At 62.5% G+C, this 25,266-nt stretch carries 23 protein-coding genes; 8 read left to right on the top strand and 15 right to left on the bottom strand.

Features of this window, described 5'->3' with window-relative positions:
- Nucleotides 1-96 precede the first annotated feature (96 nt).
- The 9 genes from msrQ to mrcB all read right to left on the bottom strand — a co-directional run bounded on the left by msrQ (nt 97) and on the right by mrcB (nt 9,959).
- Nucleotides 97-708: a protein-methionine-sulfoxide reductase heme-binding subunit MsrQ gene (gene msrQ / locus ACQZ2L_RS13120; RefSeq protein ID WP_430326473.1), complete on the bottom strand. Its 612-nt coding sequence runs from the start codon at nt 706-708 to the stop codon at nt 97-99.
- On the bottom strand, nt 708-1,721 hold the full coding sequence (msrP, locus tag ACQZ2L_RS13125; protein WP_430326475.1) for a protein-methionine-sulfoxide reductase catalytic subunit MsrP: 1,014 nt from the start codon (nt 1,719-1,721) through the stop codon (nt 708-710). Before msrP ends, msrQ begins: the two co-directional genes overlap by 1 nt.
- 77 nt (nt 1,722-1,798) lie before the next feature.
- Complete coding sequence (gene pssA / locus ACQZ2L_RS13130) at nt 1,799-2,650, bottom strand: CDP-diacylglycerol--serine O-phosphatidyltransferase (protein ID WP_101322124.1); 852 nt, start codon at nt 2,648-2,650, stop codon at nt 1,799-1,801.
- A 144-nt stretch (nt 2,651-2,794) separates the two neighbouring features.
- Entirely contained in the window at nt 2,795-3,811 is a 1,017-nt protein-coding gene (ilvC, locus tag ACQZ2L_RS13135; RefSeq protein WP_103438582.1) for a ketol-acid reductoisomerase, read from the bottom strand.
- A gap of 53 nt (nt 3,812-3,864) precedes the next feature.
- Nucleotides 3,865-4,356, bottom strand: a complete 492-nt coding sequence (ilvN, locus tag ACQZ2L_RS13140) for an acetolactate synthase small subunit (protein ID WP_101322126.1) — start codon at nt 4,354-4,356, stop codon at nt 3,865-3,867.
- A gap of 1 nt (nt 4,357) precedes the next feature.
- The gene (locus ACQZ2L_RS13145) at nt 4,358-6,082 is read right to left on the bottom strand and encodes an acetolactate synthase 3 large subunit (RefSeq protein ID WP_430326478.1); all 1,725 of its coding nucleotides are present in this window, start codon (nt 6,080-6,082) and stop codon (nt 4,358-4,360) included.
- 407 nt (nt 6,083-6,489) lie between these two features.
- The gene (locus tag ACQZ2L_RS13150) at nt 6,490-6,822 is read right to left on the bottom strand and encodes a YqcC family protein (RefSeq protein ID WP_430326480.1); all 333 of its coding nucleotides are present in this window, start codon (nt 6,820-6,822) and stop codon (nt 6,490-6,492) included.
- Complete coding sequence (locus ACQZ2L_RS13155) at nt 6,822-7,577, bottom strand: hypothetical protein (protein WP_430326482.1); 756 nt, start codon at nt 7,575-7,577, stop codon at nt 6,822-6,824. Before ACQZ2L_RS13155 ends, ACQZ2L_RS13150 begins: the two co-directional genes overlap by 1 nt.
- Before the next feature lie 60 nt (nt 7,578-7,637).
- Nucleotides 7,638-9,959, bottom strand: a complete 2,322-nt coding sequence (gene mrcB / locus ACQZ2L_RS13160) for a penicillin-binding protein 1B (RefSeq protein ID WP_430326484.1) — start codon at nt 9,957-9,959, stop codon at nt 7,638-7,640.
- 108 nt (nt 9,960-10,067) lie between these two features.
- Between mrcB and ACQZ2L_RS13165 the strand changes: the two genes are divergently transcribed.
- Nucleotides 10,068-11,630: an AAA family ATPase gene (locus ACQZ2L_RS13165; RefSeq protein WP_430326486.1), complete on the top strand. Its 1,563-nt coding sequence runs from the start codon at nt 10,068-10,070 to the stop codon at nt 11,628-11,630.
- A 154-nt stretch (nt 11,631-11,784) separates the two neighbouring features.
- The gene (locus ACQZ2L_RS13170; RefSeq protein WP_101322131.1) at nt 11,785-12,063 is read left to right on the top strand and encodes a TfoX/Sxy family protein; all 279 of its coding nucleotides are present in this window, start codon (nt 11,785-11,787) and stop codon (nt 12,061-12,063) included.
- Nucleotides 12,064-12,267: 204 nt separating this feature from the next.
- Here the strand turns inward: ACQZ2L_RS13170 and ACQZ2L_RS13175 are convergent, their stop codons facing one another.
- The 4 genes from ACQZ2L_RS13175 to ACQZ2L_RS13190 are packed head-to-tail and all read right to left on the bottom strand — an operon-like array spanning nt 12,268 to nt 15,859.
- Nucleotides 12,268-13,161 carry a ChaN family lipoprotein gene (locus ACQZ2L_RS13175; RefSeq protein ID WP_430326488.1) on the bottom strand — a complete coding sequence of 298 codons (894 nt, stop codon included), beginning with the start codon at nt 13,159-13,161 and terminating at the stop codon, nt 12,268-12,270.
- Nucleotides 13,162-13,173: 12 nt separating this feature from the next.
- Nucleotides 13,174-13,941, bottom strand: coding sequence for a heme ABC transporter ATP-binding protein (locus ACQZ2L_RS13180; RefSeq protein ID WP_430326490.1), 768 nt, complete (start codon nt 13,939-13,941; stop codon nt 13,174-13,176).
- Nucleotides 13,941-14,924: a FecCD family ABC transporter permease gene (locus ACQZ2L_RS13185; protein ID WP_430326693.1), complete on the bottom strand. Its 984-nt coding sequence runs from the start codon at nt 14,922-14,924 to the stop codon at nt 13,941-13,943. The genes ACQZ2L_RS13180 and ACQZ2L_RS13185 overlap by 1 nt, the downstream gene beginning before the upstream one ends.
- A gap of 50 nt (nt 14,925-14,974) precedes the next feature.
- The gene (locus ACQZ2L_RS13190) at nt 14,975-15,859 is read right to left on the bottom strand and encodes a heme/hemin ABC transporter substrate-binding protein (protein WP_430326694.1); all 885 of its coding nucleotides are present in this window, start codon (nt 15,857-15,859) and stop codon (nt 14,975-14,977) included.
- Nucleotides 15,860-16,017: 158 nt separating this feature from the next.
- Between ACQZ2L_RS13190 and ACQZ2L_RS13195 the strand changes: the two genes are divergently transcribed.
- Nucleotides 16,018-16,335 (top strand): Rieske (2Fe-2S) protein, encoded by a 318-nt coding sequence (locus tag ACQZ2L_RS13195; protein ID WP_430326492.1) that lies wholly within the window; start codon nt 16,018-16,020, stop codon nt 16,333-16,335.
- On the opposite strand, the gene sfsA is transcribed toward ACQZ2L_RS13195, so the two are convergent.
- Together sfsA and ACQZ2L_RS13205 are read right to left on the bottom strand one after the other, a co-directional pair.
- Nucleotides 16,325-17,038: a DNA/RNA nuclease SfsA gene (gene sfsA, locus ACQZ2L_RS13200; protein ID WP_430326494.1), complete on the bottom strand. Its 714-nt coding sequence runs from the start codon at nt 17,036-17,038 to the stop codon at nt 16,325-16,327. The two genes, ACQZ2L_RS13195 and sfsA, sit on opposite strands and share 11 nt — an antisense overlap.
- Nucleotides 17,038-18,210, bottom strand: coding sequence for a pyridoxal phosphate-dependent aminotransferase (locus ACQZ2L_RS13205; RefSeq protein WP_430326496.1), 1,173 nt, complete (start codon nt 18,208-18,210; stop codon nt 17,038-17,040). The genes sfsA and ACQZ2L_RS13205 overlap by 1 nt, the downstream gene beginning before the upstream one ends.
- A gap of 214 nt (nt 18,211-18,424) precedes the next feature.
- Between ACQZ2L_RS13205 and dksA the strand changes: the two genes are divergently transcribed.
- The 5 genes from dksA (at nt 18,425) to ACQZ2L_RS13230 (ending at nt 24,577) form a co-directional block, all read left to right on the top strand.
- The gene (dksA, locus tag ACQZ2L_RS13210; RefSeq protein WP_101322139.1) at nt 18,425-18,871 is read left to right on the top strand and encodes an RNA polymerase-binding protein DksA; all 447 of its coding nucleotides are present in this window, start codon (nt 18,425-18,427) and stop codon (nt 18,869-18,871) included.
- Between the two features lie 65 nt (nt 18,872-18,936).
- Nucleotides 18,937-19,824: a tRNA glutamyl-Q(34) synthetase GluQRS gene (gluQRS, locus tag ACQZ2L_RS13215; protein WP_430326498.1), complete on the top strand. Its 888-nt coding sequence runs from the start codon at nt 18,937-18,939 to the stop codon at nt 19,822-19,824.
- Nucleotides 19,825-19,985: 161 nt separating this feature from the next.
- Nucleotides 19,986-20,162, top strand: a complete 177-nt coding sequence (locus ACQZ2L_RS13220; RefSeq protein ID WP_003250005.1) for a hypothetical protein — start codon at nt 19,986-19,988, stop codon at nt 20,160-20,162.
- Nucleotides 20,146-23,121, top strand: coding sequence for a sensor histidine kinase (locus ACQZ2L_RS13225; RefSeq protein ID WP_430326500.1), 2,976 nt, complete (start codon nt 20,146-20,148; stop codon nt 23,119-23,121). Before ACQZ2L_RS13220 ends, ACQZ2L_RS13225 begins: the two co-directional genes overlap by 17 nt.
- Before the next feature lie 4 nt (nt 23,122-23,125).
- Nucleotides 23,126-24,577, top strand: coding sequence for a sigma-54-dependent transcriptional regulator (locus ACQZ2L_RS13230; protein ID WP_103438594.1), 1,452 nt, complete (start codon nt 23,126-23,128; stop codon nt 24,575-24,577).
- Nucleotides 24,578-25,266 lie beyond the last annotated feature (689 nt).

A 25,266-nucleotide genomic window follows, 5' to 3' on the forward strand; every position in this document is an offset into this window, starting at 1 on the left:
CTCCAACTACGCTGGAAGTGGGGCGCATTATAAGCGCTTACAGAACCCCGTCAACCGTTAATTTGAGCTTTGTGCAATATCAGTGGAACAAGCCCTTCACACCGCCCTGCCCCGCCTGCCGATCAAACGCGGAACGCGCCGCGCTACCAGCGGAACCCGCAGCAGCAACAGCAACGCGCCTATTGAGGCATAGACCGCCCACTCTTTAAGGTCCGAGCGCACGATCCACAGGAAATGCAGCAAACCCAGCCCAAGAATCAGGTACACCAGCTTGTGCAGCTTCTTCCAACGCGCACCCAGGCGCCGCTGACTGTAACGATTGGAAGTCAGCGCCAAGGCCAGCAAGCCGAGGAAGGCCAGCGCACCGACAATGATGTACGGCCGCTTGCGCAGCTCAACGCCGAACTGCCCCCAGTCCAGGCCGAGGATGAACACCATGTAGGTGATCATGTGCAGCACTATATAAGCAAAGCTCCACAGCCCCAGTTGCCGGCGGATCACGATCCAGCCCGACCAGCCCGTAAGCCGCTGCAGCGGCGTCATGCTCATGGTGATCAAAAGGAAGATCAGCGCCCCCAGACCCAGTCTGTCCATGATGATCTTGCCCAGGTCCGGACCGAGCTGGTTGGTCGCCGCCTCATACAGCCACCAGCTGGGGAACAGACAACCCAGCACAAAGATGCCCAGACGCAACCAGGAATAACGCATCAGTAGTTCTTCCGCAGATCAAGGTCGCTGTACAACGACGCGACTTCATCGCCATAGCCGTTGAACATCAAGGTATCGCGCACGTTCGGGCTGAACAGGCCACTCGGCAGCCGCCGCTCACGAGCCTGCGTCCAGCGCGGATGATCGACCGTCGGGTTGACGTTGGCATAGAAGCCATACTCGGTCGGCGCCAGGCGCTCCCAGGTGGTTTGCGGCTGCTCCGCCACCAGGCTGATGCGCACGATCGACTTGATGCTTTTGAAGCCGTACTTCCACGGCACGATCAGCCGCAGTGGCGCACCATTCTGGTTAGGCAGCTCACGTCCATACATGCCCACCGCAAGAATCGCCAATGGGTTCATCGCCTCGTCCAGGCGCAGGCCTTCTACGTAGGGCCAGTCGATCAAGGCAAAGGATGAGCGCTGGCCCGGCATTACCTTTGGGTCCTGCAGGGTTTCGAAGCGCAGATAGCGCGCCTTCGAAGTCGGTTCGACCTGCTTGAGCACCTGCGCCAGGCTAAAGCCCAGCCAGGGGATCACCATCGACCAGGCCTCGACGCAGCGCAGCCGGTAGATGCGCTCTTCCAGCTGATAGGGTTTGACGAAGTCTTCCAGCGCATAGCGCCCGGGCTTGGCCACCTCGCCATCCACCACCAGGCTCCACGGCTCGGTTTTCAGGCTGCCGGCATTGGCGGCCGGATCACCCTTGTCGGTGCCGAACTCATAGAAGTTATTGTAATGGGTGGCGTCCTTGAACGGCGTGATCGCTTCGTTCTCGACCGTCACCGCGCCCCAGCGGGTAGCGCCGAGCTTGTCCTTGAACCAGCCCGGCGCGGCGCCCGGTTCGACATCGGCGTAGCGCGACGGCTCGGCGCCAAGCACAACCCCAGGCAATGCAGCCACGGCGGCACCCGCCAGGGAAGCACCGAGCATGGCACGGCGAGAAAGGTAGATACCTTCAGGTGTGATATCCGACGCTTTGCAGTCGGACGGACGAGCGATCTTGATGAGCATAACGGCTCCACAGTGCGGGCAACTGATGTACCCGTAAGACTATGGAGCCGGAAGGTTATTCCGTCATTAAATCAACTTCAGTTTTTTTGCCGACGTACCCGCAGCAGATACTGCACCGGGCCCGACACGGCATAACCGAGGAAGATCAGCAGCAGAATGCGCGGCGGGTCGCTGAACACCACGGCAAACACCAGCACTACCGCAAGGATCGCCACGAACGGCACCCGCCCGCGCAGGTCGAGCTCCTTGAAGCTGTTGTACTTGACGTTGCTGACCATCAGCATGCCCGCAGCCGCCACCAGCAGCGCCACCAGGAACGACAGCTTCGAGCCCTGAATGCCGAAATCGCTGAAGGCCCATACGGTACCGGCCACCACACCTGCCGCCGCCGGGCTGGCCAGGCCGATGAAGTAACGTTTGTCGGCAGTGCCGACCTGGGTGTTGAAGCGTGCCAGACGCAGCGCAGCACCAGCGACATAGATGAAGGCAACCATCCAGCCGACCTTGCCCATGTCCCCCAGTGCCCAGCCGAATGCCAGCAGCGCCGGCGCCACACCAAAGGCGACCATGTCCGACAGCGAGTCGTACTCGGCGCCGAATGCGCTCTGGGTGTTGGTCATGCGCGCTACCCGGCCATCCAGGCCGTCGAGCACCATGGCCACGAAAATGGCGATAGCGGCAAACGCAAAGTACTTGCTCGCCTCGCGCGGATCACCCGCGCTCATGGCGCTCTGCGCGCTGATCGAGCTGATGATCGAGTAGAAGCCGGCGAACAGGTTGGCCGTGGTGAACAGGTTGGGCAGCAGGTAGATACCGCGGTGACGGACCTTGCGCCCTTCGGCGTCATGCCCTTCTTCAACGTGCTCATCTACAGGTAGCAGGCTTTCGGCGTCGGAGGGCGTGTTCGGCTCTTCGGGACGTTCGCTCATGAAAATTACCTTGATTGGAAAATGTTCGATACAGGCTTGCGAAGCACAAACTGACGGCAAGCCACTGGTCGCTTTATACCAGAAGCGCGCCGCTTAAACGAAAAAACGCGGCCTAAGCCGCGTTTTTCATGTCATCGCAAAGACTCAGTTCTTGGTCTTGTCGACGATTTTGTTAGCCGAGATCCAAGGCATCATGGAACGCAGCTGCTCACCGATCACTTCGATACCGTGGGCGGCGTTGTTACGACGCTTGGCGGTCATCGATGGGTAGTTGGTAGCACCTTCAGAGATGAACATCTTGGCGTATTCGCCGTCCTGGATGCGCTTCAGAGCGTTGCGCATGGCCTGACGCGATTCGGCGTTGATGACCTCTGGGCCAGTCACGTACTCACCGTATTCGGCGTTGTTGGAGATCGAGTAGTTCATGTTGGCGATACCGCCTTCGTACATGAGGTCAACGATCAGTTTCAGTTCGTGCAGGCACTCGAAGTAGGCCATTTCTGGCGCGTAGCCAGCTTCAACCAGGGTTTCGAAACCGGCTTTGACCAGCTCGACGGTACCGCCACACAGAACAGCCTGCTCGCCGAACAGGTCGGTTTCAGTCTCGTCCTTGAAGGTGGTTTCGATGATGCCGGTACGGCCGCCGCCGACGCCTGCAGCGTACGACAGAGCAACGTTCTTGGCGTTGCCCGAAGCGTCCTGGTAGATAGCGATCAGGTCAGGGATGCCGCCGCCTTTGACGAACTCGGAACGCACGGTGTGGCCTGGGGCCTTCGGCGCGATCATGATCACGTCGAGGTCGGCACGTGGCACAACCTGGTTGTAGTGGATCGCGAAACCGTGGGAGAAGGCCAGGGTGGCGCCTTTCTTGATGTTCGGCTCGATTTCGTTCTTGTACAGAGTGCCCTGGAATTCGTCCGGGGTCAGGATCATGACCAGGTCGGCAGCAGCAACAGCCGAAGCCACGTCAGCCACTTTCAGGCCGTGCGCTTCTGCCTTGGCAACGGTAGCCGAACCTTTACGCAGACCGACAGTTACGTCTACACCGGAGTCTTTCAGGTTGCACGCCTGAGCGTGGCCTTGCGAACCGTAGCCGATGATGGCGACTTTCTTACCTTGGATGATGGAAAGGTCGCAGTCTTTGTCGTAGAAAACTTTCATGAAATACCCCTGTTAGATCTCGGCCCCTGCGGAGCCATCGCTATTTGTTTAAGTTAGACGCTGAGCACTTTGTCGCCACGGGCAATGCCGGTAACGCCGCTGCGCACGGTTTCGAGAATCGATGCAGTGCCGATCGCCTGGATGAAGCTGTCCAGCTTGTCGCTGGTGCCGCTCAGTTGCACGGTATACACACTGGCGGTGACGTCGACGATCTGCCCACGGAAAATATCCGTGGTGCGTTTGATCTCGGCGCGCTGGGCGCCGGTTGCCTTGACCTTGACCAGCATCAGTTCGCGCTCGATGTGCGCGCTCTCCGACAGGTCGACCAGCTTCACCACTTCTACCAGCTTGTTCAGGTTCTTGGTGATCTGCTCGATCACCTCGTCATGACCAACGGTAGTCAGGGTCAGGCGCGAGAGGGTTGGGTCCTCGGTCGGCGCCACGGTCAGGCTTTCAATGTTGTAGTTGCGTTGGGAAAACAGGCCGACCACGCGAGACAAGGCACCGGGTTCGTTTTCCAGCAGCAGAGAAATGATGTGCCGCATATCAGGTACGCTCCGTCTTGCTCAGCCACATGTCGCGCATCGAGCCGTCTTTGATCTGCATCGGGTAGACGTGCTCGGTGCGGTCAATCGCGATATCGATGAACACCAGCCGATCTTTCATGGCGAACGCTTCTTCCAGCTTGGGCTTGAGGTCCTTGAGGCTGGTGATGCGGATGCCGACGTGACCATAGGCCTCGACCAGCTTGACGAAGTCCGGCAGCGACTCGACATACGAGTGCGAGTGACGGCCGTTGTAGGCCATGTCCTGCCACTGGCGAACCATGCCCAGCACACCGTTGTTCATGTTGACGATCTTCACCGGCAAGCCGTACTGCATGCAGGTGGACAGCTCCTGGATGTTCATCTGGATGCTGCCTTCGCCAGTCACACAGGCCACGTCCTGGTCGGGGAAGTTGAGCTTGACGCCCATCGCAGCCGGGAAGCCGAAGCCCATGGTGCCCAGGCCGCCGGAGTTGATCCAGCGGTTCGGCTTGTTGAAGCGGTAGTACTGCGAAGCGAACATCTGGTGCTGGCCAACATCGGAGGTGATGTAGGCATCGCCATTGGTCACTTCACACAACGTTTCGATCACGGTCTGCGGTTTGATCACGCTGCCGTCGCCCTTGTCATAAGGGAACAGGCCGCGGTCGCCACGCCATTCGTCGATCTGCTTCCACCAGGCATCCAGTGCGGCCTTTTCAGGCTGCTGACCGATTTCCTTGAAGATCGCCATCATCTCGCTGAGCACGCTGTCGACTGGACCTACGATCGGCACGTCGGCCTTGATCGTCTTGGAGATGGACGCCGGGTCGATGTCGATGTGGATGATCTTGGCATTCGGGCAGAACTTGGCCGGGCCGTTGATCACACGGTCATCGAAACGCGCGCCGACAGCCAGGATCACGTCGGCATGGTGCATCGCCTGGTTGGCGGTGAAGCTGCCATGCATACCGAGCATGCCGAGGAACTGGCGGTCGGTACCAGGGAAGCCACCCAGGCCCATCAGGGTGTTGGTGACTGGCAGGTTCAGCGACTTGGCGATTTCGGTCAGGGTTTCGGAGCCACCACCGAGGATCACGCCACCACCGGAGTAGACGATCGGACGCTTGGCGGCGAGGATCATCTCGGCTGCCTTGCGGATCTGCCCCGAATGGCCACGTACGGCCGGGCTGTAGGAACGCAGCTTGACCTTCTTCGGATAGACGTACTCGAACTTCTCGGCCGGGTTGGTCATATCTTTTGGAATGTCGACCACGACCGGGCCAGGACGACCGGATTGCGCCAGGTAGAAGGCCTTTTTCATGACTTCGGGGATTTCCGAGGCATGCTTGATCATGAAGCTGTGCTTCACGATCGGCCGGGAAATACCGATCATGTCGGTTTCCTGGAAGGCGTCGGTGCCGACCATGGTGCTCGGCACCTGGCCCGACAGGATCACCATCGGAATCGAGTCCATGTACGCGGTGGCAATACCGGTGATGGCATTGGTTGCACCCGGGCCGGAAGTCACCAGCACTACGCCAGCCTTGCCGGTGGCACGGGCATAGCCGTCAGCCATATGGGTTGCAGCCTGCTCGTGACGAACCAGGATGTGCTCGACTTCCGGCTCTTTGAACAGCGCGTCGTATACATGAAGGAGAGCACCGCCAGGGTACCCGTAGATGTGCTTAACGCCTTCGTCACGCAAGAAGCGGACGACCATCTCAGCGCCAGATAAAAGCTCCACGTTGTTCACCTCTAAAACGCCAGAATACCGTCCCTGATGGACGGGTCTTAATAGGTTTACTGCCAAGCAGAGCACGAGCGAACGTCAGCACTGACTGAGCAAGTATTGGGAGCGCCCCAGAGTGTTGCGGGGTTTTCCCACCCAGCGCGAGGTAACGCGTTGCGGGGTGTTACAAGTCGGCGCGGGTATGCGCCTCATGATCTGCTTAGCGGGTCTGCTTCTGGCAGTCCCTCTAAAGCGGAACCTGATTCTTGTGATTCGCCGAGGTTATGTCAAGAAAAATTATTGCCAATTTTTCCTCGAGATGAATTTGTTCCACCACGAATAGAGTTCACAGCAGCAGAAAACCAAACAAAAATCAAAAAAAGAGCCGCAATCTGCGGCTCTAGTCTGAAAAAGAGCAGAAATCAGGCGGATGTGCCGATCAATTGGTCAAATTCAGCCAATAGTCGGCGCAGCTCGCGACTTTGCTCCGGGCGATCGGCGAAAACCGTTTCAGCCATCACCAGAATGCCCGAGGCGTTCGGCAGCGGCTGGGCGTGTTCGAGGATGAACGCCATGCGTGGCAGGAAAATCCACTGCAGCCACTGCTCGAAGCTCATCGCATCGACCGCAAACGGCGTAACGCTGGCCAGTGCTTCGGCACTGGGTGCCTGCTCGCTCCACCAGCCCTGGCCGCGCAATTCGTGCTCGATCAGCAGCAAATGGTCGGCGATGTCGAGGATACGTTGCTCGACCATTACAGATTGACCCGGGCTTTCTGCCGAGCCAGCGCTGCACCGGCGCTGTCACCCTGCTTTTCACGGGCCTGGGCGATGGTGTTCCACAGTTCCGCTTGCAGGCTCGGGCGGCCATTGGCGTAGGTCAGCGCGCGCCGTGCGAGCTGCTCGGCCTGGGCTGAATCACCCTGGGCCAGACGCACCTGGGCCAGGCGGAACAGCACCTGCGGCTCGCGCGGGGCAATCCGCTGAGCGCGCTCAAGGCTCGACGAAGCGCCATTGAGGTCGCCACCGCCCTGTTGCTGCTGGGCCGTGGTCAACAGCGCCAGCACCGGGCCATCGAGCTGCTCGTCAGCCGACAGGCCGCCAGCTGGCGCGCTGCGCGGTATACCGGTGGGCGCGCTGGTCGCCGCCGGAGCGCTGTTCATCGAGGCGATGTCGAACGGCTCGTCGGCAATCGGGTTGGGGTTGGTTGTAATCGGCGTGGTATCGATCGGCGCGCTGCTGATCGGCGCAGCATTGCCAGCCGGGAAGGTCTGGATCGACGAAGCACCAGCGCCTTGCGGGATCATCACGGTCACGCCGGAGTCCTCAGGCAGCGACTGCGCCTGGCTGGTGCCATTGGCGGCAACCGGCGTGCGCTGGTTGGCGGTGACCCGCTCGCTGTTGGATACCCGGGTGCTCGAGTCGACCACCGGAATGTTGCCGCGTGGAACGCTGGCGCAGCCATGGAGCATGGCCAGCGCGGTCAAGGCAGGAAGCCACCACTTGTTCACTTATCACCCTCTCTAAATGCGGCTACGGGCCAGTGGGTGATCCCAGCAGGCCCGCAGTGCTCAATTCATCCAACCCTTGACCCAGTCCATGACCGAGTCGGCCGGTTGCTGTTCACCACCGCAGGCAGCGCCAGCGGCCGGTTCGCTGCCGCGAATATACGGCATCTGCACCGCCCCCGGACAGCTGCTGTCCGAGCCCTGCCCGCTGTACGGGTCGATCCAGGCCTGGACGATGTTGTCCGGCTGCGGCATGTCCAGTGGCAACGGGTCGGCCTTGCGCATGAAGCTGGTCCAGACCTGCAACGCACCGGTGGCACCGGTGAACGGCGTCTTGCCGTTGTCGTCGCGGCCGAGCCAGACCACTGCCAGCAGATCCTGGCTGAACCCGGAGAACCAGCTGTCGCGCGAATCGTTACTGGTGCCGGTCTTGCCGGCCAGGGTCAGCGAGCTTGGCAGGACACTGTAAACCGAACGCCCGGTACCTTCACGCATGACCCGCTGCATGGCGTTCTGGACCAGATAAATGGCACCTGGGTCGAAGCTCTGCTGGATCTGGAACGGGTAGCGCTTGAGCGGCTCGCCTTCGGCGGTGAGCACACTGCGAATGCCGCGCATTGGCGTATTGAAGCCGCCGTTGGCGATGGTCTGGTACATGGTCGCGACCTGCATCGGCGACATCCCACCAGCGCCGAGCAGCATCGACGGGAACGCCGGCCAGTCGACGTTGACGCCGAGCCGGCCGATGGTCTTGAGCACGTTCGGCACGCCGACTTCCAGGCCCAGCTTGGCGGTCGACAGGTTGTACGAGTGCGCCAGCCCCTGATACAGGTAGATGGTGCCATGCGCACGGCGGTCGTAGTTCTGCGGCCGCCAGACCTGGCCATCGGCGCCCTTGACCGAGAATGGCTCGTCCTGCAGCCAGCTGGTCAGGGTGTACTTGCTCGGTTTTTCCAGTGCACTGAGGTACACCGCCGGTTTCACCAGGGAGCCGATCGGGCGCACCGCATCGATGGCGCGGTTGAAGCCGGCAAAGCCGGCCTGGCGGCTGCCGATCAAGGCCTGGACTTCGCCGGTTTCCGGGTTGGTCACGACCATCGCCGACTCGACCGCATCCGAGCCCTTGCGCCCGGCCAGACGCTTGAACGTCTCGTTCATGGCGGTCTCGGCCTTCATCTGCAGGATCGGGTCGAAGCTGGTGAAGATGCGCAGGCCTTCTTCGGTCAAGTCTTCGTCACGGTAGTCCTGACGCAGCTGACGCTTGACCAGGTCAAGGAAGGCCGGGAACGAGCTGTCGGCGAGGCTGCCGCGCTTGGTCACGCCCAGTGGCATTTTCTTCGCCGCGTCGACCACTTCCTGGCTGGCCACACCCTGCTCGGCCAACAGGTCGAGGACCAGGTTACGGCGCACCAGCGCACGCTCAGGCGAGCGCCGCGGGTTGTAGTAGGACGGTCCCTTGACCATGCCGACCAGCAAGGCGATCTGGTGCAGCTTGAGCTCTTGCAGCGGCTGGCTGAAGAAGAACTGGCTGGCCAGACCGAAGCCGTGCACGGCACGTTGGCCATCCTGACCGACGAAGACCTCGTTGAGGTAGGCCTCGAGAATCTCGCGCTTGTCGTAATGCATTTCGAGCAATACGGCCATCATCGCTTCGGTGAGCTTGCGGGTCAGGCTACGTTCGCTGGTCAGGTAGAAGTTTTTCACCAGCTGCTGAGTCAGGGTACTGCCGCCCTGGCGCATGGCGCCGGACGAGGTGTTGACCCAGATCGCCCGGGCGATGCCCTTGGGCGACACGCCAAAGTGGCTGTAGAAGTCGCGGTCTTCGGTGGCAACCAGGGTTTCGAGCAGGTACGGCGGCACCTGATCGATCTTGATCAGGATGCGGTCTTCGAGGTTTTTCGGGTAGATGCCGCCGATCATCAGCGGCTCGAGCCGGACCACATCGAGCTTGCCGCCATTGGCGCCAGTCATGCCCGCCACATAATCGCCAGAGAAGCGCACACGCACGAACTGCGCAGGCTCCAGGCCTTCATAGAACTGGAAGCCGCGGGTGTTGAGGTCGACGTTGTTGCCGTTGACCGACGCCGCGCCCGGGCCATTGGCCGCGCTTTCACGGCGATAGCCAAGGGCGTCGAGCTCGGTGAGGAAGTCGTCCTTGCTCAGTTTCTGGCCGACGAACAGCTCCAGCGGCCGGGCATACACCTTGGCCGGGATGGTCCAGCGCTTGCCGGAGAACTTCTCCTGGACGATGGCATCAAGGTAGATAGCAAAGCCGGCGAGCAGCACCAGGCCGACCAGGCTCAGTTTGAGGGCCCAGCCCAGCCAGACGCGCGAGCGACCAGGCGAGCGTTTTTGCGCAGTACGGGAATTTCGGGATCGAGTCATGGCGGCGGATTATACGCACTTTAGTCAAGGCAGGCCCGGCGGTATGCAGGGACGGCACCATTGACCATAATGGCGCATTCGAATTCCCTTATCCCGGAAGGATTGCCCGTGAGCCAAGCCCTCATCAGTGCCCTGCAGAACCCCGCCCTTTACCCGCACCCGGTCAGCGGCTTCCAGCTTATCGAGACGCATATTTCCTGGGTCCTGCTCACCGGTGAGTACGCCTACAAGATCAAGAAGCCGATGAACTTCGGGTTCCTCGACTTCACCGGCCTCGACCAGCGTGAACACTTTTGTAACGAAGAACTGCGCCTGAACCAGCGCCTGACCGACGATCTGTATCTGGACGTGCTGCCGATCACCGGCAGCGCCGAGGCGCCGCAACTGGGCGGCGAAGGTGCACCGATCGAGTTCGCCCTGCGCATGCGCCAGTTCCCGCAGAGCAACCTGCTCAGCACCCTGCAGGCCAACGGTGAACTGACCGCCAGCCACATCGACCAGATGGCGCGGCAGATTGCCGAATTCCATCAGCAGACGCCGAAAGTCGCCGCCGAGCAGCCGTTCGGCACCCCGGACAGCGTTATGGCCCCGGTCGAGCAGAACTTCGAGCAGATTCGCCCGTTCCTCAGCGACAAAGCCGACCTGCAACAACTGGACAACCTGCAAGCCTGGGCCCGCAGCACCTTCGACCGCCTGCACGGCCTGTTCGAGGCGCGCAAGCGTGACGGCTTCATCCGCGAGTGCCACGGTGACATTCACCTGGGCAACGCCACCGTGATCGACGGCAACGTAGTGATCTTCGACTGCATCGAGTTCAACGAGCCGTTCCGCATGACCGATGTCTGGGCCGACACCGGCTTCCTCGCCATGGACCTCGAAGACCGCGGCCTGAAGTGCCTGGCGCGGCGCTTCGTCAGCCAGTACCTGGAGCTGACCGGCGATTACCAGGGCCTGGAGCTGCTCAACTTCTACAAGGCCTACCGCGCTCTGGTGCGGGCCAAGGTCGCCTTGTTCAGCATGCCGGCCGACGCCGATGGCGTGCAGCGCGCCACCACTCTGCGCACCTATCGCAACTACGCCAACCTGGCGGAAAGCTATAGCGCCATCCCTTCACGCTTGCTGGCGATCACTCATGGCGTTTCGGCAGTGGGCAAAAGCCACGTGTCGATGCGCCTGGTCGAAGCCCTGGGGGCGATCCGCGTGCGCTCCGATGTCGAGCGCAAGCGCCTGTTCGGTGAACAGCAGGCCCAGGCAGCCGGCCAGCTGCAAGGCGGCATTTACGCCGACGATGCCAGCGCGGCCACTTACCAGCGCCTGCATCAGTTGGCCGAGGTGATCCTGCGCGCCGGCTTCCCGGTGGTACTGGACGCCACCTACCTCAAGCGCGAGCAGCGCCAGGCCGCCGCCAGCGTCGCCAACCAGACTGGCGTGCCCTTGCTGATCCTCGACTGCCACGCGCCGGATGCTGTCATCGAAAGCTGGCTGGCACAGCGTCAGGCCGAGCAGCTTGACCCGTCCGATGCCACCCTCGAAGTGGTCAAGGCCCAGCAGGCCAGTCGCGATCCACTGGACGAGCAGGAGCTGCGCGACAGCACCCGCGTCGATACCCAGCAAGGCGCCGCTATGGACGCCGTGATCGAGCAGATCCGTCAGCGCCTGCCAGGCCTGTAACATCCTCAAAGCGTGGGGCAGCAATTGCCCTGCGTTGCCCTGCCCGCCGTGCCCGGCGGGCTTTGCGGGCGAATTCGCCAACCCCCGCTACACTCCTGTCTGACCTGCTCACGATTTTCGATATGCCCCCGTTCAGCCATCGCAAGGAGGCTCGATGAACGATGAGTTGCAGCACCTGAAAAACCTCGGCAAGACCTCCGCGCAGTGGTTGCATGCGGTCGGCATCCACAGTGCATCCGACTTGCGCAGGCTCGGCGCGGTCGGCGCTTATCAGGCAGTGAAGAGCAGAGGCTTTCGCGCGTCCAAGGTCCTGCTGTATGCAATCGAGGGGGCGTTGCTCGACATGCATTGGAATGATTTGCCGGCCGAACGCAAGGAAGCTCTGAATCAGCAACTGGATGCAAAATGCACGCTGCAGAAAAATCTTAAATAAATTGCAGTGAAGGGATTGACGTAGAAATGAGAATCGTTATGATTATCACAGCTGGTCGCGAGACTGGTTGGGTAATTTGAAAGACCTTGGTTCGGACTCTCAGATTATCTCCTCATCAGGCTAATCACGGTTATTGACCCGGCTTTTTGCCGGGTCTTTTTTTGCCCGCGATTCGGCTCAAGCGTCGCCGCGGGCCGCGAATGATCAGTGCTGGCTGCGCAACTGGGCGCAATAGTCCTGCTCAGGCAGCGCCGCCGTAAACCAGACAAAGTCGGCCATGCTCGGCTGCACTTCAGTGCCTACCTCGGCCAGCATCAGCACTTTGCTCGCGCCTGTAGCCCCCAGATCAGCCAAATGCAGCGGCACGCCGAGGTCTTTGCGCACGTGGGCACTGCCGGCGAACAGCAACGCCGGTTGCCCTGCCGCCAGCATCCGCTCGGCGATACGCCGGTCGCGTTGCTGCTGCACCGCGAGCATGGCCGGCAACTGGCTTTCAGGCAGCAGCCCGCAATGCCCCTCACGCACTTGCTTGAGCAGTCCGGCTTTGACTACAGGCGCATTCGAGCGCTGCCCGCTCAGCGCAGCAGGCTGCCGATAGGCCTGGCGCAGTTCACTGGTAGACAGGTTGGCCGCCAGCAGCGGGGTCGACTGCTGCAACGCCTGGCGCACGATCGGGCCATACAGCGCCCAGTCCCAGCCGTCCTGCCAGGCCAGCGCCTTGGCTAGATCGGCCGGCAGTTGCGCGGCGCCAGCCAGCGCATCGACCCGCGCCTGCTGCTCGGGTTGAAGCATTTCCAGCAGCAGGCTGCCCTGCGGCCGGCGCGCCTGCAACGCCTGTAACAGCCACAACTGCAGCGCGTGGTGATCAGGGTTATCGTGCTTTTCGCCAACCAGCACCCGCGGCGCCTCAGCCAACTCGTCCAGCAGTTGTTCAGGGCTGAGCAGGCGACCACTGGCGAGCTCGTGAATCTGCCCCAACTGTGCACTGGCGCGGCCCTCGCTGGCCTGCCAGGCGGGCAGCGGCGGCAGGCTGGCCTGTCGCGCCTGACAGCCGCCAAGAGCTAGCAGCAAACCAAGCAACAGCAGGCGACAGATCATGGGGCAAGCTCCTTAGCGCATGATGATCAGCGGGTGGCCGCGTTCAGGATGATCCTGCACCAGCACATCGATGCCGAACACCGCCTTCAGCGCCTCTGGCGTCAGTACCTCGCGCGGGCTGGCCAGGGCGTGGCAACGGCCGTGCTCAAGCAGCATCAGCTGGTCACAGTAGCGCGCGGCCAGGTTCAGGTCATGCAGGATCACCAGTACCGCCGCGCCGCGGTCGGCAAAACTGCGCACGGCCTGCAAGGTGGTGTGCTGGTGCAGCGGGTCGAGCATCGAGGTGGGTTCATCGAGCAGCAGCGTCGCGCCCGCCTCGCCCGGCCACAATTGCGCCAGCACCCGCGCCAGGTGCACCCGCTGGCGCTCGCCACCCGACAACGCCAGGTAACTGCGCTCAAGCAGATGCTGGGCATCCGCCGCGTGCAGCGCAGCTTCGATGATCTCGCGGTCACGTTGCTGGCCGCTGGCATGGGGCAAGCGACCAAGACCAACCACTTCTTCAACCCGAAAGGCAAAGCCCAGGCTGGACACTTGCGGCAGCACTGCCAATTGCCTCGCCCGCGCCTGCCCGGCCCACTCGGCCAGGCCCCGCCCTCCCAGGCGCACCTGGCCCTGGCTGGGTATCAGTTCACCGCACAGCGCGCCGAGCAGGCTGCTCTTGCCGGCGCCATTGGGTCCCAAAACACCGAGCACCTGCCCTGGCTTCAGGCTCAGGCTGATATCGTGCAGCACCTCGGTGCTGCCACGCTGCAAATGCAGGCCTTCGGCTTCGAGCATCAGTGGCGCCCCTTGAGCAGCAACAGCAAGAAGAACGGCGCCCCAATGAACGCAGTGACGATACCGATCGGCAACTCGGCGGGCGCCAGCGCCAGCCGTGCGACCAGGTCAGCGAACAGCAGCAGCGCGCCGCCGGCAAGCAATGAAGCGGGCAGTAGCACCCGGTGATCAGGCCCGGCCAGCAGCCGCACCAGATGCGGCACCACCAGCCCGATAAAACCGATCAGGCCGGCGGCGGCCACCGCAGCACCAACGCCCAGGGCCGTGCAGAACACCAGCTCGCGCTTCAGCGACTCGACCTCGACGCCCAGATGCCGCGCCTCCGACTCGCCCAACAGCAAGGCGTTGAGTGCCTGCGCCCGCCTCGGCAGCCACAGCGCCACGGCGAGGGTCACCGCCAGCAACGGCCACAGCCGGGCATAGCTGGCCCCGTTGAGGCTGCCCAGGTTCCAGAAGGTCAAGGTGCGCAGGGTGGCGTCATCGGCCAGGTAGGTGAACAAACCCACCGCCGAGCCGGCCAGGGCAGTCAGCGCGATGCCGGCCAGCAGCATGGTGGCAACGTTGGTTTGACCGTCACGCCGACCCAACCGATAGACCAGCGCCGTGACCCCAAGGCCACCGGCAAAGGCACACACTGACAGCAGATACGGCGCAAACCACTCCGGAATGCCGCCCAGCCAGCTGCCGCCGACAATCGCAATAGCAGCGCCGAGCGCAGCGCCGCTCGCCACCCCGACCAGCCCCGGGTCCGCCAGCGGGTTGCGAAACAGGCCTTGCATGGTCACTCCGGACAACGCCAGCACGGCGCCCACCGCCAGCCCGAGCAAGGTCCGCGGCAGGCGGATCTGCCCCAGAATCAGCTCGGCCTGCTCCAGCCCATCAGCCGCAATCGGCACGCCGAGCAGGCGCAAGCCGGCGCGCAGGGTATCCAGTAATGGCAGGCTGACCGGCCCCAGCGCCAGCGACAGCCATACCGCCAGCAGGCAGAGCAGGCTCAGGCCGATGAACAAGTTGCGTGGCTGAACCCTTTGCTTCATGGGGCGAAGCTGGCTTTGGCCTGTGGATAAAACTCACCAGCCAGCTGTTGCAGGGTCGCCGGCAGTCGCGGGCCGAGACCGCCCACCAGCAGGGTTGGGTCCAGCGACACCAGGCGCTTCTCGCGCACCGCGCGCGAGCTGGCCAGGCCTGGGTTTTCCTTGAGCAGCGCTTGCACCGCCTGCTCACCGCTCAGGCTGCGGTCGGCAATTACTATGACGTCTGGGTCGAGTGCTGCCAGCGCCTCGACCGAGAAGTTCTTGTAGCCCTGATGCACGGCCAAGTTGCGCCCACCGGCCTGGCCCAGCAGCCAATCCCCCGCCGTACCCACGCCGGCGATCAACGGCTTGGCGCCGGCATGACCGACCAACAGCAGTACGCCGGGCGCTTTCTGCGCGGCCTGAGCCTGTTTGAGCTTGGTCTGCACGGCATTCAGCTCATGATGGAACTGACCCGCCAGCAGCCCGGCGCGCCCTTCTTCTCCAAGCAGGCTGCCCAGTTTTTCGAGGTTGGCATCCAGCGCCGCCAGCTCGGCCTTGCTCGAGAACACCTCCACCCGCACCCCGGCCTGACGAATCTGCGCCAGCACCGGCGGCGGGCCCATTTCGTCAGTGCCGACCAGCAGGTCAGGACGCAGGCTGAGGATGCCCTCGGCCGACAACTGGCGCTGATAGCCGATACTCGGCAGCGCAGTCAGTGCTTCCGGGTGTTGGCTAGTAGTATCGACGCCGACCAGCCGCGGCTCACCACCCAGCGCGCTGATCCACTCACTCAAGGCACCGCCAGCACTGACCCAGCGCTGCGGCAGTTCGGCAGCCGCCGCCTTAGTGGACATAACAAGTGCAGCGCACAGGGCAAGCAGAGCAGCGGGACGGCGCATCAGCGGATTCCTTTGCAGAAGACAGGCCGTGCGCCTTGTGGCCCACGGCAGAACTGCGCACCATAGTCGGCCAACGCAGCAGCGCACAATTTGATAATTATTCTCATTGAGCGTCAAGCGCTGCCTTGTGCCAACCTTTTACCGCAGGACGATTTCCCGCGATGCAGCTTCTATGTGCTTCCGAGCAACTTGCTGAAGGCCACAGCCGTGCATTCAACGTAGCAGGCCAGGCGCTGTTTGCCGTGCGCCGCCACGGCCAGGTGTTTGTCTATCGCAATAGCTGCCCGCACAAGGGCATCCCGTTGAACTGGGCAGACGACACGTTTCTGGATACCAGCGCCAGCCTGATCCACTGCGCCCAGCATGGGGCGCTGTTTCTGATCGAAAATGGCGAGTGCGTGGCCGGCCCGTGCGAGGGTGAGCAACTGCAGGCCCTGGCTTGCCATGAAGACAGCCAGGGCATCTGGCTCAGCGCGTGAGCAACACCGGCAGCGGGCGGTCGATACAAATCTGCCGGGCATCCAGGCGGGTGCCATAGGCGATCACTTCGACGCCTTCGGCCACGGCTGCGCGCAACGCCGCAGCATAAGCGGCATCGATTTCATCGGCAGGCCGCACCGCTTCGATCCCGCTGAGGTTGACGCAATACAGCTGCACCGCACGGATCCCCTGGCGGGCCAGTGCCGCTAGCTCGCGCAAATGCTTGGCACCGCGCTGGGTGACAGCATCGGGAAACGCCGCCACAGCGCTGTCTGGGTAGCCGAGGGTGACACTCTTGACCTCGACATAGGCCGGCCCGCTGGCAAACTCCAGACGAAAGTCGATCCGACTGCGCTCACTGCCATACGCCACTTCGCGCTTGAGGGCGGTAAACCCGGCCAGCTCACTGATCACCCCGGCATGCAACGCCTCTTCAACCAGTGCGTTGGCCCGCCCGGTATTGATGCAGGCCAGCCGGCCCTGTGGCGTCTCGCTGATTTCCCAGGTGCCGGGCAGCTTGCGCTTGGGGTCGTTGGAGCGGCTGAACCAGACCTGGCCGCCTTCGCGCATGCAGTTGAGCATCGAGCCGGTGTTGGGGCAATGAATGGTCAGTTGCTCGCCGTTGGCCAGTTCGATATCGGCCAGAAAACGCTTGTAGCGGCGCAGCAGGCGGCCCTGTTCCAGTTGAGGAAACTGCGCCATCAGCCTTGCCAACTGCGCAGGCCGCGGGCCAACCGCTCAACCGCCTGTTCAAGCCGCGGCAAGCTCTGGGTATAGGCGAAGCGCACATGGTGACCGGCCTGATGGCGGCCAAAGTCCAGGCCCGGCGTGAACGCCAGGTGCTCGGTTTCGAGGAAGTGCCGGCAGAAGGCGAAGGCGTCGCCACCAAACTTGCTGATATCGGCATATAGATAGAAGGCGCCTTGCGGCTCGACGGCGATACCGAAGCCAAGGTTGCGCAACGCCGGCAGCAAATAGTCGCGGCGCTTGGCAAATTCGCCACGGCGCTGTTCGAGAATGGCCAGGGTGTCATCCTCGAAACAGGCCAGCGCGGCGTGCTGAGCCATGCTTGGGGCGCTGATGTAGAGGTTTTGCGCAAGCTTCTCCAGATCGGCCACCGCCTGCGGCGGCGCCACCAGCCAGCCCAGGCGCCAGCCGGTCATGCCGAAATATTTGGAAAAACTGTTCAGCACAAAGGCGTCATCGGCCACTTCGAGCACACTCGGCGCGTCCATACCGTAGGTCAGGCCGTGATAGATCTCGTCCACCACCAGATGGCCATCGCGGGCGCGTATCGCTTGCGCCAGGCCGGCCAGCTCATCGCGGTCGAGCACAGTACCGGTGGGGTTGGCCGGCGATGCCACCAGCGCACCGACGCTGTCCTGCTTCCAGTGCTGCGCGACCAACTCGGCAGTCAGCTGATAATTGACCTCTGGCCCGACCGGCACCAACTGCGCCGCGCCCTCGACCAAGCGCAGGAAATGGCGATTACACGGATAGCCAGGGTCTGCCAGCAGCCAGTGCTTGCCGGGGTCGACCAGCAAGCTGCTGGCCAGCAGCAGCGCGCCCGAGCCGCCTGGTGTGATCAGGATGCGCTGCGGGTCGATGTCCAGCCCGTAGCGCTTGCCATAAAAGGTAGAGATCGCTTCGCGCAGTGCGGGCAGCCCGCGCGCGGCGGTGTAACGGGTATGCCCCGCCGCCAGCGCAGCCTGGCCGGCAGCCACGATCGGCGCGGCGGTGGTGAAATCCGGCTCGCCGATTTCCAGATGGATCACGTCATGGCCGGCGGCCTGCAGCTCGTTGGCGCGGGCCAACAGGGCCATGACATGGAAAGGTTCGATGGCGCGGCTGCGCGCACTGTAGGACTGAGCCATTGGGGGCCTTCTATGAAATGCGTCTAGACTGGTGAATCAAGCGTCAACATGCCACTGAACGCGTAGCGCGGGCCGCTGTCAACAGTGAGATCGGCCGGGGTAGCGCACCCCCGATCTATCTGGTAAGTTCGGCGGCTCGCAGTCGCAGGGCCGGCGGTCGCCGGAGATGGAGCATCCTGCGCATTGGATCAGATGAGTGAGAGGCGGTCTATTCATGTCCACCCTAGAAAAGCAAAAAGCCAGTCAGAACCTTTATGGGGTTGAGCCCTATCAGGAGAGCAAGGGTGAAGAGTACATGGGTGAACCCATGCGCAAGCACTTCACCAAGATCCTGAGTGCTTGGAAGCAGGAGTTGATGATCGGCGTCGACAAGACCGTTGACCATATGAAAGAAGAGGCGGCCAACTTCGCCGACCCAGCGGACCGTGCCTCGCAAGAGGAAGAGTTCGCCCTTGAACTGCGCGCCCGTGATCGCGAGCGCAAGCTGATCAAGAAAATCGACAAGACCCTGCAATTGATTGTCGACGAGGAATACGGCTGGTGCGAAGCCTGTGGCATCGAGATCGGCCTGCGCCGTCTGGAAGCTCGCCCTACCGCTGACCTGTGCTTCGATTGCAAGGAAGTGGCAGAGAAGAAAGAAAAGCAGGTCGGCAAAGCCTGATCGTGCTTTTCATCGAACGGGGCGCTCAGGCGCCCCGTTTTTCATTGTGAAGATGACGTAAAACCATGACTGCCTCCCCCTACGTCGGGCGCTTCGCCCCTACCCCCAGTGGTTTTCTGCACTTCGGCTCACTGGTGGCCGCACTGGCCTCGTGGCTGGACGCTCGCGCCGTTGGCGGCCGCTGGTTGCTGCGCATGGAAGACACCGACCCGCCGCGCGAGATGCCTGGCGCCCGCGATGCAATCCTGCGCACCCTCGAAGGCTACGGCCTGCACTGGGACGGCCAGGTGGTGTACCAGAGCCAGCGCCATGCTGCCTATGCCGACGTGGTCGAGCACCTGTTCCGGCAGGGGCTGGCCTATGCCTGCACCTGCTCGCGCAAGCAACTGGAGGGCAGCAACGGCATCTACCCTGGCACGTGCCGCAACGCCGGCCACGCCCGCGAGGGCGCGGCGATCCGCTTCCGCGTGCCGGAGCTGAACTATCGCTTCGATGACCGTGTGCAAGGGCCGTTCGCCCAGCACCTGGGCCGAGAAATCGGCGACTTCATCATTCAACGCCGCGATGGTTTGTACGCCTACCAGCTGGCAGTGGTGCTGGACGATGCCTGGCAAGGCGTTACCGATATCGTGCGCGGCGCCGACTTACTCGACAACACCCCGCGTCAGCTGTACCTGCAAGAACTGCTGGGCTTTTCCCAGCCGCGCTACCTGCACATCCCGCTGCTGATTCAGCCCGACGGGCACAAGCTGGGCAAGTCATACCGCTCGCCACCGCTGGCACCTGAGCAGGCCACCCCTCTCCTGCTGCGCGCGCTGCGTGCACTGGGGCAGGCGACCGAGCCTGCGCTTGAGCAAGCCAGCCCGGCTGAGGTGCTAGAGGTTGCGCGCCAGCGCTGGCGACCTGACGCCATTGCACGCCAGCTGACCCTGGCCGAGGCTGACCTGCGATAGCTGCTCAAGGGCTCGCTGCAGCTCTTGGCGTGCGGTAAAAATCGAGCAAATTCAATTTCTTGCCCACAGCCGTAGAATCCCGCTAGCATCGGCCCGGCCATTGGCGCCGATTTGCGCCAATAATAAGTGCAAATTCGCCGCGCCCACTCATCGAGGCCCGCATGTACATCTATCGCTTGGTCCTGCTGCTGGTGGTCGGGATCTACCTGTTCTCGCCGGCCATCATGGACTGGTGGATCGAGCCCACCGGCGCCTGGTACCGCCCGTACCTGCTGTGGCTGATCCTGATCGTCGTCACCTTCATCCTGCAGAGCCAACGAGATGCCGATGAGCTTTAGCCTGACCCAGATGATCCTGATCAGCGCCGGGTACCTGATGGTGCTGTTCGGCGTGGCCTGGATCAGCGAGCGCGGGCTGATCCCGCGCTCGGTCATCCGCCACCCGCTGACCTACACCCTGTCGCTGGGCGTCTATGCCAGTGCGTGGGCCTTCTATGGCTCGGTCGGCCTGGCCTATCAGTATGGCTATGGCTTTCTTGCCTGTTACCTGGGCGTGTCGGGGGCGTTTCTGCTGGCGCCGGTGCTGCTCTATCCGATCCTGAAGATCACCCGCACCTACCAATTGTCTTCCCTGGCCGACCTGCTCGCGTTTCGTTTTCGCAGCACCTGGGCCGGCGCGCTGACCACCATCTTCATGTTGATTGGCGTGTTGCCGCTGCTGGCCCTGCAGATCCAGGCGGTAGCCGACTCGATCAACATCCTCACCGGCGAGCCGGTCAAGGCCCGGGTCGCGTTCGCCTTTTGCGCGCTGATCACCCTATTCACCATCTTCTTCGGCTCGCGCCATATCGCCACCCGCGAGAAACACGAAGGGCTGGTGTTCGCCATCGCCTTCGAGTCGGTGATCAAGTTGATCGCCCTGGGCGGGGTCGGCCTGTATGCGCTGTATGGCGTGTTCGGCGGCCCACACGGCTTGGAGGTGTGGTTGCTGCAGAACCAGACCGCCCTCGCCGCGCTGCACACGCCACTGCAGGAAGGCCCATGGCGCACGTTGCTGCTGGTGTTCTTCGCCTCGGCGATCGTCATGCCGCACATGTACCACATGGCCTTTACCGAAAACCTCAGCCCGCGCGCGCTGGTCAGCGCCAGCTGGGGCCTGCCGTTGTTCCTGCTGCTGATGAGCCTGGCCGTGCCGTTGATCCTGTGGGCGGGACTGCGCCTGGGCGCGAGCACCAACCCGGAGTACTTCACCCTCGGCCTGGGCATTGCCGCCAACAACGAGGCGCTGGCACTGCTGGCTTACGTTGGCGGTTTGTCGGCGTCCAGCGGGCTGATCATTGTCACCACCCTGGCGCTGTCGGGCATGGCCCTCAACCACCTGGTGCTGCCGCTGTATCAGCCACCGGCCGAAGGCAATATCTATCGCTGGCTGAAGTGGACCCGGCGCGCGCTGATCGTCGCCATCATTACCGCCGGCTTCGTCTTCTACCTGACCCAGAACAACCACCAAAGCCTGGCCAACCTCGGCATCGTAGCCTTTGTCGCGACCTTGCAGTTCCTCCCCGGGGTGCTTTCGGTGCTGTACTGGCCGACCGCCAACCGCCGTGGTTTCATCGCCGGTCTGCTGGCGGGCATGCTGGTGTGGATGGTGACCATGCTGCTGCCGCTGCTGGGCAATCTGCAGGGCTTCTATATCCCGCTGCTGGACATGATCTATGTGCTCGACGACACCAGCTGGCACATGGCGGCGATTGCGTCACTGGCCGCCAACGTCCTGCTGTTCACGCTGATCTCGCTGTTCACCAACGCCAGCAGTGAAGAAGTCAGCGCCGCCGAAGCCTGTGCGGTCGACAACGTGCGCCGGCCACAGCGGCGCGAACTGCACGCTGCCTCGCCGCAGGAATTCGCCACTCAGTTGGCCAAGCCGCTGGGCGCCAAGGCCGCGCAAAAAGAAGTCGAGCAAGCCCTGCGCGACTTGTACCTGCCGTTCGATGAACGCCGCCCCTACGCCCTGCGCCGTCTGCGCGACCGCATCGAGGCCAACCTGTCCGGCCTGATGGGCCCAAGCGTCGCCCAGGACATGGTCGAAACCTTCTTGCCGTACAAATCCGGCAACGAAAATTACGTAACCGAAGATATCCACTTCATCGAAAGCCGCCTGGAAGACTACCACTCGCGTCTGACCGGCCTGGCCGCCGAGCTCGATGCGCTGCGCCGTTACCACCGCCAGACCTTGCAGGAGCTGCCGATGGGCGTCTGCTCGCTGGCCAAGGATCAAGAGATCCTGATGTGGAACAAGGCCATGGAAGAGCTGACCGGGATTGCTGCCAAGCACGTGGTCGGCTCGCGTCTGGTGACCATCGCCGAGCCCTGGCGCGGGCTGCTGCAGGGCTTTATCGACCTGCCCGACGAGCACTTGCACAAGCAGCGCCTGGGCCTCGACGGCCAAACCCGCTGGCTCAACCTGCACAAGGCCGCCATCGACGAGCCGCTGGCACCGGGTAACAGCGGCCTGGTACTGCTGGTCGAGGACCTCACCGATACCCAGGCGTTGGAAGACAAACTGGTGCATTCCGAGCGCCTGGCCAGTATTGGCCGCCTCGCCGCCGGGGTCGCCCACGAGATCGGCAACCCGATCACCGGTATCGCCTGCCTGGCGCAGAACCTGCGCGAAGAGCGCGAGGACGATGGCGAGATCACCGAGCTGTCCAGCCAGATCATCGAGCAGACCAAACGCGTCTCGCGCATCGTCCAGTCCTTGATGAGCTTCGCCCATGCCGGCGGCAGCCACCAGAACAACGAAGAGCCGGTGTGCCTGGCCGAAGTCGCCCAGGACGCGATCGGCCTGCTGGCCCTCAACCGGCGCAATTTCGAGGTGCAGTTCTTCAACCTGTGCGACCCCGATCACTGGGCCGTGGGTGACCCGCAGCGCCTCGCCCAGGTGCTCATCAACCTGCTCTCCAATGCCCGCGACGCCTCGCCCGCCGGCAGTGCCGTGCGCGTGCGCAGTGAAGTCAGCGAGCACACCGTCGACCTGGTGGTCGAGGACGAAGGCAGCGGCATTCCGAAAAACATCATGGACCGCCTGTTCGAACCGTTCTTCACCACCAAGGACCCTGGCGAGGGAACTGGACTGGGGCTTGCACTGGTCTATTCCATCGTGGAAGAGCATTATGGGCAAATCACCATCGACAGCCCCGCCGATATCGAACGGCAGCGTGGCACCCGGATCCGCGTGACCCTGCCCCGGCATGTCGTAGCGACGTCCCCTGAAATTCGCGACCGTCGAGAGAATTGAATCAATGCCGCATATTCTGATCGTCGAAGACGAAACCATCATCCGCTCGGCCTTGCGTCGTCTGCTTGAACGCAACCAGTACCAGGTCAGCGAAGCGGGCTCGGTGCAGGAAGCCCAGGAACGCTTCAGCATTGCTACATTTGACCTGATCGTCAGCGACCTGCGCCTGCCTGGCGCCCCCGGCACCGAGCTGATCAAGCTTGGCCAGGGCACCCCGGTGCTGATCATGACCAGCTATGCCAGCCTGCGCTCGGCGGTCGACTCGATGAAAATGGGCGCGGTCGATTACATCGCCAAGCCGTTCGATCACGACGAGATGCTGCAGGCAGTTGCGCGCATTCTGCGTGATCGCCAGAACGCCCCGGCCGCCGCCACCAGCAGCCTCGAGCCGCGCAGCAACGGCAAGCCGGCTGTTGCCGACAAGGGCAGCCACAATGCTGCCAACGGCGAGATCGGCATCATTGGTACCTGCGCGCCGATGCAGGACCTCTACAGCAAGATCCGCAAAGTCGCGCCGACCGACTCCAATGTGTTGATCCAGGGCGAGTCGGGTACCGGTAAAGAGCTGGTCGCACGCGCCCTGCACAATCTGTCGCGACGGGCCAAGGCGCCGATGATTTCGGTCAACTGCGCGGCCATCCCCGAAACCTTGATCGAGTCGGAACTGTTCGGCCACGAAAAAGGCGCGTTCACCGGCGCCAGCGCTGGCCGTGCCGGTTTGGTCGAAGCGGCAGACGGCGGCACCCTGTTCCTCGATGAAATCGGCGAGCTGCCACTCGAAGCCCAGGCGCGCCTGTTGCGCGTACTGCAGGAAGGCGAGATCCGCCGGGTTGGCGCGGTGCAATCGCAAAAGGTCGACGTGCGCCTGATCGCTGCGACCCACCGTGACCTGAAAAACCTGGCCAAGGTCGGTCAGTTCCGCGAAGACCTTTATTACCGCCTGCACGTGATCGCCCTCAAGCTGCCGGCCTTGCGCGAGCGTGGCAGCGACGTCAACGAAATCGCCAGTGCCTTCCTCGCCCGCCAGAGCGCACGCATCGGTCGCGATGACCTGCACTTCTCCAGCGAGGCCGAACAGGCGATTCGTCATTACAGCTGGCCGGGTAACGTGCGCGAGCTGGAAAACGCAGTGGAGCGCTCGGTGATCCTCAGCGAGAGCCCGGAAATTTCCGCTGAACTGCTGGGCATCGACATCGAGCTGAGTGACCTGGACGACGATGACCTGCTCGGCGGCATGTCTGCGCTGGGCAGCGTCAGTGCCGGTAACGCCAGCCACGAGCCGACCGAGGACCTGTCGCTGGAAGACTATTTCCAGCACTTCGTGCTCGAGCATCAGGACCACATGACCGAGACCGAACTGGCGCGCAAGCTTGGCGTCAGCCGTAAATGCCTGTGGGAGCGGCGCCAGCGCCTGGGCATCCCGCGACGCAAGAGCAACGCCACCAGCGACAACTGATCGCCGCCCAATAACGGGGCAAGCCGTCTACCACGGGGTTCTCGTGACAGACGGCTTGCCCCGTTTGCGTTTGTGCAGGTAACACCCCAGCGCGCCTGCAAAAATCTGTTACCCATCCCCTTCTGCCGTAACAGCTACCGAGGCGTACGGTAACGAAATTTCTACATTTGCCCTGCTCCCGACCTGAGCAAAACCCGGCAAACCCCCGTATTTGCTGGGTTTTAAAAAGTTGGCACGGCACCTGCTACATGTCTGGTACAAGAACAATAACAAGCATTGCAACTCAGAATAAGAACAAGACGAAACGGCTCACGCACAATAAAAACAAGACGGCGGAGGCGCAGCTAACTGATTCTTTTGGAGAGGAGTTGTGTTTGGGGCTTGCCCCACGACCAGGCAGAGAACAACAAAAACTGCACTAAAGCAGCGCCTACACTGGTTGGATCGACAGATCAGCATCACCTCAGCGGCCAAAGCAATCCGTTTGCTCTTTACCCCCGGTTTGGGGGTCGTCCACAAGTTTCGCGCTTTGTGGGCAGGGCACTCAACAAAAACAAGAAGCCCAGCAGAAAAACAATAAGAGCACGCAACGACTTCTTGGGGAGCTTAGGCTCCCCTTGTCGTTTCCGCCTCCCGCGCAAGCACCCGTGGCATACCGCCTACACCATCCCCGAAGTAAATGCTAGAAT

Source organism: Pseudomonas shirazensis, from assembly GCF_050496565.1.
Lineage (GTDB): Bacteria > Pseudomonadota > Gammaproteobacteria > Pseudomonadales > Pseudomonadaceae > Aquipseudomonas > Aquipseudomonas shirazensis_A.

Bases quoted from the DNA above. Each gene is read 5' to 3' on its own strand.
- ACQZ2L_RS13230 (WP_103438594.1), top strand. From the start codon at position 23,126: ATGCCGCATATTCTGATCGTCGAAGACGAAACCATCATCCGCTCGGCC.
- dksA (WP_101322139.1), top strand. From the start codon at position 18,425: ATGTCCACCCTAGAAAAGCAAAAAGCCAGTCAGAACCTTTATGGGGTT.
- ACQZ2L_RS13195 (WP_430326492.1), top strand. From the start codon at position 16,018: ATGCAGCTTCTATGTGCTTCCGAGCAACTTGCTGAAGGCCACAGCCGT.
- ACQZ2L_RS13170 (WP_101322131.1), top strand. From the start codon at position 11,785: ATGAACGATGAGTTGCAGCACCTGAAAAACCTCGGCAAGACCTCCGCG.
- sfsA (WP_430326494.1), bottom strand. From the start codon at position 17,038: ATGGCGCAGTTTCCTCAACTGGAACAGGGCCGCCTGCTGCGCCGCTAC.
- gluQRS (WP_430326498.1), top strand. From the start codon at position 18,937: ATGACTGCCTCCCCCTACGTCGGGCGCTTCGCCCCTACCCCCAGTGGT.
- ACQZ2L_RS13180 (WP_430326490.1), bottom strand. From the start codon at position 13,941: ATGCTCGAAGCCGAAGGCCTGCATTTGCAGCGTGGCAGCACCGAGGTG.
- msrP (WP_430326475.1), bottom strand. From the start codon at position 1,721: ATGCTCATCAAGATCGCTCGTCCGTCCGACTGCAAAGCGTCGGATATC.
- mrcB (WP_430326484.1), bottom strand. From the start codon at position 9,959: ATGACTCGATCCCGAAATTCCCGTACTGCGCAAAAACGCTCGCCTGGT.
- ACQZ2L_RS13225 (WP_430326500.1), top strand. From the start codon at position 20,146: ATGCCGATGAGCTTTAGCCTGACCCAGATGATCCTGATCAGCGCCGGG.
- ACQZ2L_RS13175 (WP_430326488.1), bottom strand. From the start codon at position 13,161: ATGATCTGTCGCCTGCTGTTGCTTGGTTTGCTGCTAGCTCTTGGCGGC.
- msrQ (WP_430326473.1), bottom strand. From the start codon at position 708: ATGCGTTATTCCTGGTTGCGTCTGGGCATCTTTGTGCTGGGTTGTCTG.
- pssA (WP_101322124.1), bottom strand. From the start codon at position 2,650: ATGAGCGAACGTCCCGAAGAGCCGAACACGCCCTCCGACGCCGAAAGC.
- ilvN (WP_101322126.1), bottom strand. From the start codon at position 4,356: ATGCGGCACATCATTTCTCTGCTGCTGGAAAACGAACCCGGTGCCTTG.
- ACQZ2L_RS13220 (WP_003250005.1), top strand. From the start codon at position 19,986: ATGTACATCTATCGCTTGGTCCTGCTGCTGGTGGTCGGGATCTACCTG.
- ilvC (WP_103438582.1), bottom strand. From the start codon at position 3,811: ATGAAAGTTTTCTACGACAAAGACTGCGACCTTTCCATCATCCAAGGT.
- ACQZ2L_RS13150 (WP_430326480.1), bottom strand. From the start codon at position 6,822: ATGGTCGAGCAACGTATCCTCGACATCGCCGACCATTTGCTGCTGATC.
- ACQZ2L_RS13205 (WP_430326496.1), bottom strand. From the start codon at position 18,210: ATGGCTCAGTCCTACAGTGCGCGCAGCCGCGCCATCGAACCTTTCCAT.